Consider the following 12,109-nt stretch of genomic DNA (forward strand, 5'->3'; position numbering starts at 1 on the left):
GGGCGTATCAAAGGCTCCAACGTTAACGGTTTCAGAAACGAGCTTATGCGCCTATCTGCACTCCTGATCATCGCGATGACCTTTACCGCCGCTGCGACCGTGTCATTGGTGGCCGCGAATTTTTCGGTAACCCTGATCGAGGAAAACTCCGAGATCGGCGTGCGTGATGCGCTTGATGCAAAAGAGATGACATGGGCCGAAGTGCAGGCAGACGGGTTGCAGGTCACCCTGTCGGGCACCGCGCCGGACGAAGTCGCGCGGTTCAATGCGCTAAGCACCGCAGGCACCATCGTCGATGCTGCCCGCGTGATTGACCAGATGGATGTGACCGCGCAGGCCGCAATCGCCGCGCCGAAATTCTCGGTCGAGATCTTGCGCAATGATTCCGGCGTTTCGATTATCGGGCTGATTCCCACGACCACCGACCGCGATGCGGCGATCGACCGTTTCCAATCCATCGCCGGTCGAGATCATGTCGCCGACCTACTGGAATCAGCGAATTACCCTGCCCCCGACGGATGGGAAGACGCCTTTGGTTTCGCCATTTCCGCGATGGAGAAACTGCCCCGTGCCAAAGTCTCTGCCGAAGCGGGGCGTGTGGCGATCACGGCCATTTCCGACAGCGCAGAAGCCAAGGCACGGCTGGAAAACCAGCTGAAACGTGCGGCCCCTCCCGGGCTGGTGGTGACGCTGGAGATCGCCGCACCGCGCCCGGTGATCACGCCCTTCACCCTGCGCTTCCAGATCGAGGAGGACAGCACCGGCTTTGACGCCTGCAGCGCGGATACCGAACAGGCCAGCGCCCGGATCCTCAAGGCGGCCGTTGCGGCTGGCGCACCGGGGTCGGCACGCTGCACGGTGGGTCTTGGCGTGCCAAGCCCGCGGTGGTCGGAAGCCGTGGAGAAAGCCATCGGCGCGCTGTCCAAGATCGGTGGCGGCTCCGTCAGCTTTGCCGATGCCGATATCAGCCTGATCGCCGCCGAAGGCACCGAACGCTCCGTCTTTGACCGCGTCGTCGGAGAGCTGGAAAACGCCCTGCCTGACGTCTTTGCGCTGAATGCCCGCCTGCCCCAAACTGTCGACCCCGACGCCGGCCCGCCCGAATTTGTCGCCACGCTCTCGCCCGAAGGTCAGGTGCAGCTGCGCGGCCGTCTGACAGACGACGCGCTGCGCGAATTGGCCGACAGCTACGCCAAGGCGAGCTTTGGCTCGGACAAGGTCTATACCGCCGCGCGGATTGTCGATGATCTGCCCGCCGATTGGCCGACGCGCGTGCTGTCCGCACTCGACGCGCTGTCCAAGCTCGCCAACGGCACGGTCATCGTGACACCCGATAGCGTCAGCGTCGCGGGCAACACCGGTAACCCCGATGCCAGCACGCAGATCGCAACCTTGTTGGCGGGCAAACTGGGCGAAGGCAAAGACTATGAGGTCAAAGTCGCCTATCAAGAAAAGCTCGACCCCGTTCTGGGCCTGCCCACCCCGCAGGAATGCGAAGCCGAGATCGGCAAAGTTGTGGCCAAGGGCAAGATCAACTTCGAACCCGGCAGCGCCACCATTGACGCCTCGGCGCTTGGTACGATGGATCAAATTGCCGAAATCCTGCAAGACTGCCGCGACATAGCACTTGAGGTACAGGGCTATACCGACAGCCAGGGCCGCGAGGAAATGAACCTTGCGCTGAGCCAGTCACGGGCACAGTCGGTGCTGAACGAACTGCGCGCCCGCCGCGTAATCACCGGCTCCTTCGTGGCCAAGGGCTATGGCGAAGAATCGCCCGTTGCCTCCAACGACACCGAAGAAGGCCGCGAGGCGAACCGCCGGATCGAATTTAAGCTGATCAATGAAGGCCCGTCGGAAGATTCTGACGAAACAGCGCTGGAAAATGGCGCGGATACAGGCGATACAGACACACCATCCGACCAGACCCAAGAAGGCAACTAACATGAGCAGAACCGAATTTGTCATCGCGACAGCGATTATCCTATTCGTCGCCTTCTGCCTTGGATGGTTTGCCAACTGGCTGCTGCACCGCTTTACCCGCGTGGCGGCCGACGATGTCGCCCAGCTTGACCGGATGAGCCAGGAATTGCACGAAGCGGAAGAAACCCGCGATCAGGCGATCACCTATCTGCAACAGCGCGAGGCAGAGCTGACGAACCAGCTCAACCAGACCGAGGCAGAGCTGCGCGCGGCGATGGACGGGTTGCGCGATGCACGCCACGAAGCGGAAGAAATGCGCGCCTATATCGATCGTCAACAGGCCAGCTAAAGGGCCGACGTGCCGCTTACCACCGGGCCAGCGCGTCTTCGTCTTCTGCCTTTGATGCAACCCAATCCGCCCCTTTGGCAGTGATCTCGCGCTTCCAGAAGGGCGCGCGCGACTTCAGGTAATCCATCAGGAATTCAGCCGCTTCAAACGCATCCTTGCGGTGGCGCGCAGCGGTGGCGACCATCATGATCATCTCGCCCGGCAGCAGTCGGCCAAAGCGGTGAATGACCAGCGCATCCCCCAGCGAAAACCGCGCCATCGCGGTTTCGGCCATCTCGGTCAGGGCAGATTCGGTCATGCCGGGGTAGTGTTCAATCTCCATCGCCTGCAACGGATCATCGGGCAGATCGCGCACGATGCCGGTGAAGGTCACGATGGCGCCCATATCCCGATGACCGGCCGCAAAATCCTGGCTTTCCTGCCCCAGATCAAAACCCGCTTCCTGAACCGAGATTTTCATCTCAACCCCCTGTCATCGGCGGGAAAAACGCCACTTCGCGCACCCCTTCTAACGAGGCATCGAAATCGGCAAGTTCCTGATCCACGGCGACACGCAGGCCGGACAGATCGGAAAAGGCGACCGCATAGCGCTCTTCACGAGCGCGCAATTCCTCTACAAGATCCAGAACAGTGCGCGCCGACGTCTCGACCTTCTCACGAGGAAGCCCGATACGTTCGCGAACCCATGCAAAATACAAGATATTCATCAGCGTGGCTCCACCAGATGGGGCATGGATTTGCGCAGATAATCATAACCGGTGATCGCCGTCAGCGCCGCCGCAATCCAAAGCAGCGCCAACCCGATCCGGCCGGCCCAGATCATCCCGTGGAACTTCCACGTAAGCCCTAGAACGTCCTCTTCCTCGCCAGAGAGTATGGCACCGACCAAGGCGTTATCCATGCCGAAAATCGACATGCCAAAGTAGTGTTCAAACAGCCCCTGCCCGAACAGCACAGCAATCGCGACCATCTGCGCGGTTGTCTTCCACTTGGCCAGCGCCGTGACCTTCAAGGTGCCGGACACATCCCCCAGAAACTCCCGCAGGCCCGAAACAAAGACTTCGCGAAACAGGATCACGGTGGCAGGGAGCACCAGCCACGGCGACCAGCTTGAAAACGCGACGATCACCATCAGCGCAATCACCACCATCGCCTTGTCGGCAATCGGGTCCAGCATGGTCCCCAGCTTGGTTTCCTGCCCCCATGCGCGCGCAAGATAGCCGTCAAACCAATCGGTGACCGCAGCGGCGATGAACAGGAACATCGCCAAAGCGTCCGCATATGGACGCGTAAAATACAAGAACATCACAGCCACACCCGGGGCCGCGACAAGACGCAAGAGCGTCAGGATATTGGGGATATTCCACTTCATAGCGTCACCCTACAGTGGCAAGACGACAGGGGAAAGTGCCAAGACATCGCCTTCATTTTGCAAAATAAACTCCCCGCGGAGCGTCCTGCCCCCACCACGTGCCCGAAGGCTGAAATTTTGGGCTATCCGCGTTCATGGAAAAACGCATAAATCCGTTCGGCCAAAGCAACCGACACCCCGTCGACCGCCTTCAAGTCGCTCAAGTTCGCGCGACCAACGGCCTTGGCTGACCCGAAATGGGCCAGCAGCGCGCGTTTGCGGGCGGCACCGACGCCGGGCACATCATCAAGGGGCGTCGCCCCCACGGCCTTGGCACGTTTGGCACGGTGGGTGCCGATGGCGAAACGGTGGGCTTCGTCGCGCAAACGCTGGATGAAATACAAAACCGGATCATTATGCCGCAAGGCCATCGGGCGCTTGCCAACGCGGTAAAATTCCTCTTTGCCCGCATCACGATCCACACCTTTGGCCACGCCGACCATCGGAATATCCTCGACCCCGTATTCGCGCATGATGGATGCCACAGCACTCACCTGCCCTGCACCACCGTCGATCAACAGCAGGTCGGGCCACATGCCAAGCTTGCGGTCCGGGTCTTCCTTGAGCAATCGTTTGAAACGACGGGTCAGCACCTCTTTCATCATGCCAAAGTCATCCCCCGGCGTCAGGTCATCGCCGCGAATGTTGAACTTGCGGTACTGGTTTTTCATCATCCCGTCGGGGCCGGCGACAATCATACCTCCAACCGCGTTCGTCCCCTGGATGTGGGAGTTATCGTAGACCTCGATCCGTTGCGGCGGTGCAGGCAGATCAAAGGCGTCAGCGATACCTTTAAGAAGGTTCGTCTGGGTTGCTGTCTCTGCCAGTTTCCGCGCCAGAGATTCGCGCGCATTGCGCAGCGCCCCATCGACCAGCTCTGCTTTTTCGCCACGTTTGGGGACCACGATATCAACTTTACGCCCCAGCTTCCCCGACAGCGCCTCGACCATCAGATCGGGGCTTTCGATGTCGTTCGACAGGATCAGCTGACGCGGTGGTTCGCGGGTGTCATAGAACTGACCGATAAAGGCCTCCAGCACCTCGGCGGCATCCACATCCGGGCCCACACGGGGGTAGTAGTCGCGGTTCCCCCAGTTCTGGTTAGCGCGGATAAAGAAGACCTGCACGCAAGCCTGCCCCTGATCCAGGTGCAGCGCGATAATATCCGCTTCCGCAACGCCTTGCGGGTTGATCCCCTGTGCCGTTTGCACCTGCGTCAGCGCCTTGATCCGGTCGCGCAGGGCGGCGGCGCGTTCAAACTCCATCGCCTCTGACGCCTCGGCCATCTCGGTCGCCAGCCTGCCCTGAATATCGGTGGACTTACCGTTGAGGAATTTCTCCGCGTCCTGCACCGTCTTGCGATATTCCTCCGGCGAGATCTTACCCACACAGGGGGCAGAGCAGCGCTTGATCTGATGCTGCAAACAGGGGCGCGAGCGGCTTTCGAACATCGCGTCAGAGCAATCGCGCAGCAGGAACACCCGTTGCAGCTGGTTCAGCGTACGGTTCACCGCACCGGCGCTGGCGAAGGGCCCATAGTAATTGCCCTTTTCTTTTTTGGCCCCACGGTGCTTTTTGATCTGCGGATAATCATGCGTGGCCGTGACCAGAATATTGGGAAAGCTCTTGTCATCGCGCAGCAGCACGTTGAATTTCGGCTTGAGCTGTTTGATCAGGTTCTGTTCAAGCAGCAACGCCTCGGTCTCTGTCTTCGTGGTCAGAAACATCATCGACGCGGTGTTTGATATCATCCGCGCGATCCGGCCCGAATGACCCGACGGCCGCGCGTAGTTGCTCACCCGCGCGCGCAGATTTCGCGCCTTGCCCACGTAAAGGACACGGCTTTCCGAATCGAGCATCCGGTACACACCAGGAGAGCCATCAATCGTTTTCAGGTACGATTGAATCACCTCATGGCCGGTTTTCGGTTTTTCGTTAGCGTCTGACATTGATTCGAGCGTTCGGACCTTTTGGCTGCAACAGTGTTAGCGGTAGGACAAGATTAAACATACCCACGACTCTTGTGGATAACCTTGCAGATAACTTTCAAACAGCGCGGATTTTCCCATGTATTAATGGGGCTTCCGGTGTTTGCCTAATTTTTAGGCATATGTGCAAGCCATTGATTTTAGACGTTATTTTTATTAACACTTTCCAACCCACTGAAAACACGCCCCTTTTTGTAACGGTTTTGTTACCGATGTGACCGCGGTGCACAACTTGCGTGGAAAGCCTATTCTAGGCCTTGCGCGTCGGGGGTTTTCCAGCCTAGGTGCTGCCCCCCGTCAGTGCAGATCAACTGCCCCGTAACCGACGGCGCATCAAGGAAATAGCCCAATGCAGCGGTAATATCGCGGGGATTCGCCCCCCGTTCGAGAATCACCTTGGACCGCTGTCGCGCAAAGTGTTCGTCGGTCTGCTTGGCCCCCTTCAGGGTCGGCCCAGGACCGATTGCATTGACCCTTATCGCCGGCGCCAGTGCTTGGGAAGATGTCTGGGTCAGCGCCCACAACCCCATTTTTCCGATGGTATATGTCATGAACTCCGGCGTGAGCTTGCGCACACGCTGGTCCAGCATATTGATGATCAGCCCCACGGCGACGGGCTCGTCCTGTGCGTCAGTCTCCGGAGCCAAGCCTTGCGCGGCCATCGCCTGCGTCAGAATGAAAGGTGCCCGCAGGTTGCTACCGATATGGCGGTTCCAGCTTTCCTCTGTCGCGGTAGAAATGTTGTCGTATTCAAAAATCGACGCGTTGTTTACAAGGCAGGTGATCGGCCCGCCAAGCGCCACTGCCGCGCGTGGCAGCAGATCATGCGTCGCGGTCTCGTCCAGCAGATCGGCTTGTAGGGCGACAGCCTGCCGCCCCTTTGCCTTCAACTCGGACACAACCTCGTCGGCACCGTCGGACGAGCTGTTGTAATGCACCGCAACGTCATACCCGCGATCCCCGAGATATAGCGCCATCGCACGCCCCAAGCGGGCTCCGGCTCCGGTTACCAACGCGTGTTTCATACCGCACCTCTTTTAGATCAGAACAGCCGCCATATAGCCCGCATAGACGGCACATAGAACGATGCCCCAGATGCGGTTGATGTCACGCCCCAGATACACAAAGGGGATCAACAGCAGCGACGCCCCCAGCATGACCCACAGATCGAACCGCAGGAATTCCGGATCAACATGGATCGGCCCTACAAGGCTCGCGATACCGATAATGCCCAGTAGGTTGAACAGGTTGGACCCGATCACGTTACCCAAGGCGACATCAGCCTGACGACGCAGCGCAGCCATAACAGTTGTGGCGAGTTCGGGCATCGAGGTTCCGATCGCCACCAGCGTCAGCCCGATCACCGTGTCGCTCACACCGTAGGCGCGCGCGATCATGGACGCATTATCCACCAGCAGCCCCGCCCCGAGGGGCAAACCCACCAACCCAAGCACAAGGAATACCGCAATGCGCCAGCCCGGCATATCGGGATCGGCCCCTTCGGGCTCTTCCAGGTCCGCAGCGGCAGCGTTTTTACATTCGCGGCGATGCTCTTTGCCGTCGCGGTACATGTCGTACAGCACATAGGCCAAGGCCCCCAGCAACACGAAACCCGCCCAGAAATCGAAAACGCCACGATACGCCAGCCCGATGAACAACACCGAAGCGGCAATCATCATGTTGAACGTCTTGCGCGTGCTACACTCTGACGTGTGCATCGTCGCCAGCAAGGCGGGCACCCCGAGCACCAGCAGGATGTTCGCGGTGTTCGACCCCACGACATTGCCCAATGCGATCCCAGGTGAATCATCCAACACCGCCTTGATCGACACCAGCAATTCGGGCGCAGACGTCCCGAACGCCACAATCGTCAGGCTGACGATCAAAGCGGGCACGCCGAGGCGCAGGGACAGGTTGACCGCCCCCTTAACCAACGCATCCCCGGCCAGCAACAAAATCACCAGCCCCAAAACACTTAGAACCCAAGGCATAATCATCCGCGTTTACCCCCGCATCCGCAGGGAGATTTCCCAATGCGATAGCGTCCACAATTATTACATTTCTTCTGGCTCAGGCGCTTACCGCCCAGCCAGTGCATCTTTCCAAACCATGCGAGCGTGCCCATGGCGACCAGAAACAATAAGACAATCTTAAAGACCATGCGTCAGAGCCCGAACCGCGCATAGGCCGCGCGCTCTTCAATACTGTCGACCGCGTCGCCGATGATCTGCGCACCAAAACGGGACAGCAGCCCCTTTTTGGTGCCGTAGCGGTTGAACTTCACCTTGTCGCCAAAGCGTTGTTCGATCACCGGGCGCAGGTGGCCGATGCCGTCGATCAGCCCCAGCTCGGTGGCGCGTTTCGCCAGCCAGACCTCTCCGGTGAACAGGTCAATATCAGGCGCAAGCTTGCTCCCGCGGCGTGATGTGACGTGATCGATGAAGTTCCCGTGGATATCCTCCAGCAGTTGCTTCAACCGCGCGACATCTTCGGGCTTTTCAGGGCGGAACGGGTCGAGCATGGATTTGGACTGGCCTGCGGTATAAACCCGCCGCTCTACCCCGTGGCGTTGGATAAATTCATCCGCACCAAAAGACGCCGAAATCACACCGATGGACCCCAGAACGGAACTGGGATCGGCATAGATTTCATCCGCAGCCGCGGCCAGCCAATAGCCGCCAGAGGCCGCGACATCTTCGACAAAGGCGATGACGGGGATGTTCTTTTCCTCAGCCAGACGCCGGATGCGCGCGCCGATCAACGACGATTGCACCGGGCTACCGCCGGGACTGCTGATTTCCAAAACCACAGCCGCGGGTTTGCCGCGGTTGAATGCCTTGTCGATGGCGGGGCCAATGCCGCTGTCGTTCAGGCCACCACGGGTGCGGCCCCCGATCACGCCAGACAGTCGCACCACGGAAACCGTCGGACGGGAGGCCAAAAAGGGAAGGTATTTTCTCATACCTTCCCATGTAGAGTGCACCATACCTGCAAACAAGGAGGGCACCCGATACTTACTGCCTAATCCGCCAGCCGGTACGGAAAATCCAACCGATCACCGCAAGACACAGCGCCGTAAAGCCCGCGATGGCCAAAAGGCTCGTCACAATCGGCACATCCGCCGATCCGAAGAAGGCCCAGCGGAAGCCCGAGATCAGATACACCACCGGGTTAAAGTGAGAGATCACCTGCCATACCGGCGGCAGCATAGAGATCGAATAGAACGATCCCCCAAGGAAGACCAAGGGCGTCACAATCAACAGCGGCACAAGCTGCAACTGTTCAAAGTTGCCCGCCCAGATCCCGATGATGAAGCCCATCAGCGAAAAGCTGATGCAGGTCAGCACCAGAAAAGCCACCATCCAGATCGGATGCTGAATGGTGATGTCCACAAAGAAGAACGCCGTGAGCAGGATGATCACCCCGATAAACAGTGCCTTGGTCGCCGCAGCCCCGACATAGCCACAGACAATTTCGATAAAGTTAACTGGCGCGGATAAAAGTTCGAACACGGTGCCGATGAACTTGGGGAAATAGATGCCAAAGGACGCGTTCGAGATCGATTGCGTGATCACGCTCAGCATGATCAGCCCCGGTACGATGAACGCGCCATAGCTGATGCCTTCTACCTCTTGGATGCGGCTGCCGATCGCCGCGCCGAACACTACGAAATACAGCGATGTCGACAACACCGGAGAGATCAGACTCTGCGTGATGGTGCGAAAGAAGCGCGCCATTTCAAACGTGTAGATGGATTTGACAGCGATCCAGTTCATGCCGCGTCCTCCTTGACCAGATCGACAAAAATATCCTCAAGACTGCTTTGCGACGTCTCAAGATCAGACAGCACAAGCCCCGCGGCCGCGACATCGGACAAGAGCTTGGTGATGCCCGTCCGCTCTGCCCGCGTGTCATAGGAATAGATCAACGCGTGCCCGTCGTCGGACAGGGTCAGCGCATCAGAGACAAGACTGTCAGGAATCGCGTCAATCGGTTGGGTCAGCTGCACCACCAACTGCTTTTTCCCCATGCGTGACATCAACGTGTCTTTATCCTCGACCAGCAGCAGCTCGCCGTGGGCGATCACACCGATCCGGTCGGCAATCGCCTCGGCTTCCTCGATATAGTGGGTGGTGAGGATGATGGTCACGCCGCTGGCTTTCAGGTCCGCGACGATGTTCCACATATCGCGGCGCAGTTCTACATCGACGCCGGCGGTGGGTTCGTCCAAGAACAGGACGCGGGGCTCATGCGCCAATGCCTTGGCAATCAAGACACGACGTTTCATCCCGCCCGACAAGGCGCGGATCTGGCTGTCTTTCTTGTCCCAAAGCGATAGCTGCCGCAGGATCTTTTCAACTGCCGCATCATCCTTGGGTTTCCCAAACAACCCGCGCGAGAAACGCACAGTGCTGATGACTTTTTCAAAGGGTTCTAGGTTGATCTCTTGCGGTACCAGCCCGATCATCGACCGCGCACCACGGTAGTCGTTTACCGTGTCGAAACCGCCCACAGTGACGCTACCGCCTGTGCCGGTCGTGATCCCGCAAATGGTTGAAATAAGTGTTGTTTTCCCTGCGCCATTAGGGCCAAGCAGGGCAAGGATTTCGCCCTCTCGGATGTTCAGCGACACGCCTTTCAGCGCCTCGAACCCATCCGCATAGGCCTTGCGCAGGTCGGTGATCTTTACGATGTCAGGCATGGGCGTCTCCGGTGTTGTTGGCCGGAAACTAGACTGATTATTCCAAAGTGAACAGGCCCTACCCGTCAGCTTTTGCTGCGGCCGAACCAGCCCTTTTTCTCGGCTGGTGCATCCGCTGCCTCTGCCGCTTCCGCCGGCGCATCCTCGGCTGGGCCCTCAAGCGTTTCTTGCAGGTTGTTAAAGAACTGGTCCGCCATCTTTTTGGCAAACCCGTCGATGATCCGGCTGCCAAGCTGCGCAAGCTTGCCGCCGACCTTGGCCTCGACGTCATAGGAAAGCTCGGTCCCGCCATCGACAGCAGCCAGCGTCACGTCCGCCTCGCCCTTGGCAAAGCCCGCAGCACCGCCTTTGCCTTCGCCGCTGATCTTGATCGACTGGTCAGGCACCATATCGGTCATGGTGACCTGCCCCTTGAACGTGGCTTTGACGGGGCCGACCTTCTGCACCACGGTCGCCTCGAACCCTTCTTCCGGCGAACCGGTCACCTCGGTCGCGCCGGGGACGCATTTGATCAGCATGTCAGGGTCCAGCAGCGCGGCATATACCTCTGCCGGGCTGGCTGCGATCTGGCGGGTCTCTGACATTTTCATGGGGGCTCTCCGTTGATGGCTTTGCGACAACCTAGCGCACATCAATTGGCAACGCCAAGGTCAAACGCGCGGGTCCGACTATTGCGATAGGGCCGCAAAAGATATCAACAGTCGCCACATCGCCAATAAAACGCAGACCCTAGCTGACCCGTACGATGACCTTGCCCGTCGCCTTGCGCGTGCGCAGCAGATCCAGCGCTTCGTTCGCTTGATCCAGCGGCAGCACGTGGCTCACATGGGGTTTCAGCTTGCCTGCGCTATACCAGTCGATCAGCACCTTGAAGCTGTCTGTCAGCACCTGCGGTTTGAAGTTCTTGTACCCGCCCCAGAAAAAACCCAGCACGTCGATGTTCTTGACCAGCAGGATATTGGCAGGGATCTGCGGCACCTCGCCCGAGGCAAACCCAAGCGGCAGGATGCGGGCCTCGGGGTTGCAGGCCCGCAGCGCCGCCTTGAACTGGTCGCCGCCGATCGGATCATAGACCACATCTGCCCCGCCCAAGGATTTCGCCACCTCGCGGATGTCATCGGTTTCTGAATCGATCAGATGGTCGGCCCCGGCAGCGCGGCAAATCTCCAGCTTGGCCGCACCACGGGCGCAAGCGATGACCTCGGCCCCCATGAGCTTGCCCAGCTCCACCGCCGTCAGCCCGACCCCGCCTGATGCACCCAGCACCAGCAGACGTTCCCCCGGTTGCAGCCGCGCCTTATAGTCCAGCGCCACATGGCTGGTGCCATAGGCCACAAGAAAGGCCGCGGCATCCTCGGCCGGCATATCGTCGGGGATCGGCACGCAGACATTGGCGGGAATCGCGGCATATTCGGCCAGCCCCAGCAGACCGCTATAGGCTGCGATACGTTGACCAACGGCCAGATCGGTCACGCCCTCCCCCACCGCGGCGACGCTGCCCGAAAGCTCCATCCCCAGCGTGAAGGGCAGATCCGGCTTTTGCTGATAGGTCCCCTTGATCATCAGCAGGTCACCAAAGTTCAACCCGCAGGCATCGACCTTGATCAACACTTCGCCAGCGGCGGGGACGGGCATTTCCAGCTCTTGTTCGGACAGGGGCTGGTCATAGGCGGTGACTTGCATGGCGCGCATCGGGGGATCCTTTTGCTATTTCACGCAAAAGGGCCAGAGCAATG

General features: G+C 59.3%; 13 protein-coding genes. 2 read left to right on the plus strand and 11 right to left on the minus strand.

All coding sequences use genetic code 11. From position 1 onward, the window contains the following. The first annotated feature begins 45 nt into the window (after positions 1–45). Positions 46–1,944, plus strand: a complete 1,899-nt coding sequence (locus tag ACTRWK_RS02815) for an OmpA family protein (RefSeq protein ID WP_462843784.1) — start codon at positions 46–48, stop codon at positions 1,942–1,944. Position 1,945: 1 nt separating this feature from the next. Beyond that, positions 1,946–2,272 (plus strand): hypothetical protein, encoded by a 327-nt coding sequence (locus ACTRWK_RS02820; protein WP_005849689.1) that lies wholly within the window; start codon positions 1,946–1,948, stop codon positions 2,270–2,272. Between the two features lie 16 nt (positions 2,273–2,288). Here ACTRWK_RS02820 and ACTRWK_RS02825 read toward each other — a convergent pair whose 3' ends face one another. From ACTRWK_RS02825 to ACTRWK_RS02875, 11 genes are all read right to left on the minus strand, one after another. Next, entirely contained in the window at positions 2,289–2,732 is a 444-nt protein-coding gene (locus tag ACTRWK_RS02825) for a molybdenum cofactor biosynthesis protein MoaE (protein ID WP_009825254.1), read from the minus strand. 1 nt (position 2,733) lies between these two features. Continuing rightward, positions 2,734–2,979, minus strand: coding sequence for a molybdopterin converting factor subunit 1 (moaD, locus tag ACTRWK_RS02830; RefSeq protein WP_005849691.1), 246 nt, complete (start codon positions 2,977–2,979; stop codon positions 2,734–2,736). After that, positions 2,979–3,644 carry a CDP-diacylglycerol--glycerol-3-phosphate 3-phosphatidyltransferase gene (pgsA, locus tag ACTRWK_RS02835; protein ID WP_289081722.1) on the minus strand — a complete coding sequence of 222 codons (666 nt, stop codon included), beginning with the start codon at positions 3,642–3,644 and terminating at the stop codon, positions 2,979–2,981. The genes moaD and pgsA overlap by 1 nt, the downstream gene beginning before the upstream one ends. Before the next feature lie 122 nt (positions 3,645–3,766). Then, the gene (gene uvrC, locus ACTRWK_RS02840) at positions 3,767–5,632 is read right to left on the minus strand and encodes an excinuclease ABC subunit UvrC (protein ID WP_037944819.1); all 1,866 of its coding nucleotides are present in this window, start codon (positions 5,630–5,632) and stop codon (positions 3,767–3,769) included. Between the two features lie 284 nt (positions 5,633–5,916). Further along, on the minus strand, positions 5,917–6,696 hold the full coding sequence (locus ACTRWK_RS02845; RefSeq protein WP_005849695.1) for an SDR family oxidoreductase: 780 nt from the start codon (positions 6,694–6,696) through the stop codon (positions 5,917–5,919). A 12-nt stretch (positions 6,697–6,708) separates the two neighbouring features. Continuing rightward, complete coding sequence (locus ACTRWK_RS02850) at positions 6,709–7,662, minus strand: calcium/sodium antiporter (RefSeq protein ID WP_005849697.1); 954 nt, start codon at positions 7,660–7,662, stop codon at positions 6,709–6,711. Between the two features lie 173 nt (positions 7,663–7,835). Continuing rightward, positions 7,836–8,633 carry a S49 family peptidase gene (locus tag ACTRWK_RS02855; protein ID WP_289081721.1) on the minus strand — a complete coding sequence of 266 codons (798 nt, stop codon included), beginning with the start codon at positions 8,631–8,633 and terminating at the stop codon, positions 7,836–7,838. A gap of 52 nt (positions 8,634–8,685) precedes the next feature. Next, complete coding sequence (locus tag ACTRWK_RS02860) at positions 8,686–9,447, minus strand: ABC transporter permease (RefSeq protein WP_005849702.1); 762 nt, start codon at positions 9,445–9,447, stop codon at positions 8,686–8,688. Further along, on the minus strand, positions 9,444–10,373 hold the full coding sequence (locus ACTRWK_RS02865) for an ABC transporter ATP-binding protein (protein ID WP_009825261.1): 930 nt from the start codon (positions 10,371–10,373) through the stop codon (positions 9,444–9,446). Before ACTRWK_RS02865 ends, ACTRWK_RS02860 begins: the two co-directional genes overlap by 4 nt. A 65-nt stretch (positions 10,374–10,438) precedes the next feature. Then, positions 10,439–10,963, minus strand: coding sequence for a CoxG family protein (locus ACTRWK_RS02870; RefSeq protein ID WP_064215833.1), 525 nt, complete (start codon positions 10,961–10,963; stop codon positions 10,439–10,441). A gap of 139 nt (positions 10,964–11,102) precedes the next feature. Then, positions 11,103–12,065: an NADPH:quinone oxidoreductase family protein gene (locus ACTRWK_RS02875; RefSeq protein ID WP_289081720.1), complete on the minus strand. Its 963-nt coding sequence runs from the start codon at positions 12,063–12,065 to the stop codon at positions 11,103–11,105. Positions 12,066–12,109 lie beyond the last annotated feature (44 nt).

The sequence above is a fragment of the Sulfitobacter sp. G5_S2_6_S6 genome (genome assembly GCF_054968505.1).

Excerpts from the sequence above, each read along its gene's own strand:
- ACTRWK_RS02815 (WP_462843784.1), top strand. The coding sequence starts at position 46 with ATGCGCCTATCTGCACTCCTGATCATCGCGATGACCTTTACCGCCGCT.
- ACTRWK_RS02820 (WP_005849689.1), top strand. The coding sequence starts at position 1,946 with ATGAGCAGAACCGAATTTGTCATCGCGACAGCGATTATCCTATTCGTC.
- ACTRWK_RS02825 (WP_009825254.1), bottom strand. The coding sequence starts at position 2,732 with ATGAAAATCTCGGTTCAGGAAGCGGGTTTTGATCTGGGGCAGGAAAGC.
- moaD (WP_005849691.1), bottom strand. The coding sequence starts at position 2,979 with ATGAATATCTTGTATTTTGCATGGGTTCGCGAACGTATCGGGCTTCCT.
- pgsA (WP_289081722.1), bottom strand. The coding sequence starts at position 3,644 with ATGAAGTGGAATATCCCCAATATCCTGACGCTCTTGCGTCTTGTCGCG.
- uvrC (WP_037944819.1), bottom strand. The coding sequence starts at position 5,632 with ATGTCAGACGCTAACGAAAAACCGAAAACCGGCCATGAGGTGATTCAA.
- ACTRWK_RS02845 (WP_005849695.1), bottom strand. The coding sequence starts at position 6,696 with ATGAAACACGCGTTGGTAACCGGAGCCGGAGCCCGCTTGGGGCGTGCG.
- ACTRWK_RS02850 (WP_005849697.1), bottom strand. The coding sequence starts at position 7,662 with ATGCCTTGGGTTCTAAGTGTTTTGGGGCTGGTGATTTTGTTGCTGGCC.
- ACTRWK_RS02855 (WP_289081721.1), bottom strand. The coding sequence starts at position 8,633 with ATGAGAAAATACCTTCCCTTTTTGGCCTCCCGTCCGACGGTTTCCGTG.
- ACTRWK_RS02860 (WP_005849702.1), bottom strand. The coding sequence starts at position 9,447 with ATGAACTGGATCGCTGTCAAATCCATCTACACGTTTGAAATGGCGCGC.
- ACTRWK_RS02865 (WP_009825261.1), bottom strand. The coding sequence starts at position 10,373 with ATGCCTGACATCGTAAAGATCACCGACCTGCGCAAGGCCTATGCGGAT.
- ACTRWK_RS02870 (WP_064215833.1), bottom strand. The coding sequence starts at position 10,963 with ATGAAAATGTCAGAGACCCGCCAGATCGCAGCCAGCCCGGCAGAGGTA.
- ACTRWK_RS02875 (WP_289081720.1), bottom strand. The coding sequence starts at position 12,065 with ATGCGCGCCATGCAAGTCACCGCCTATGACCAGCCCCTGTCCGAACAA.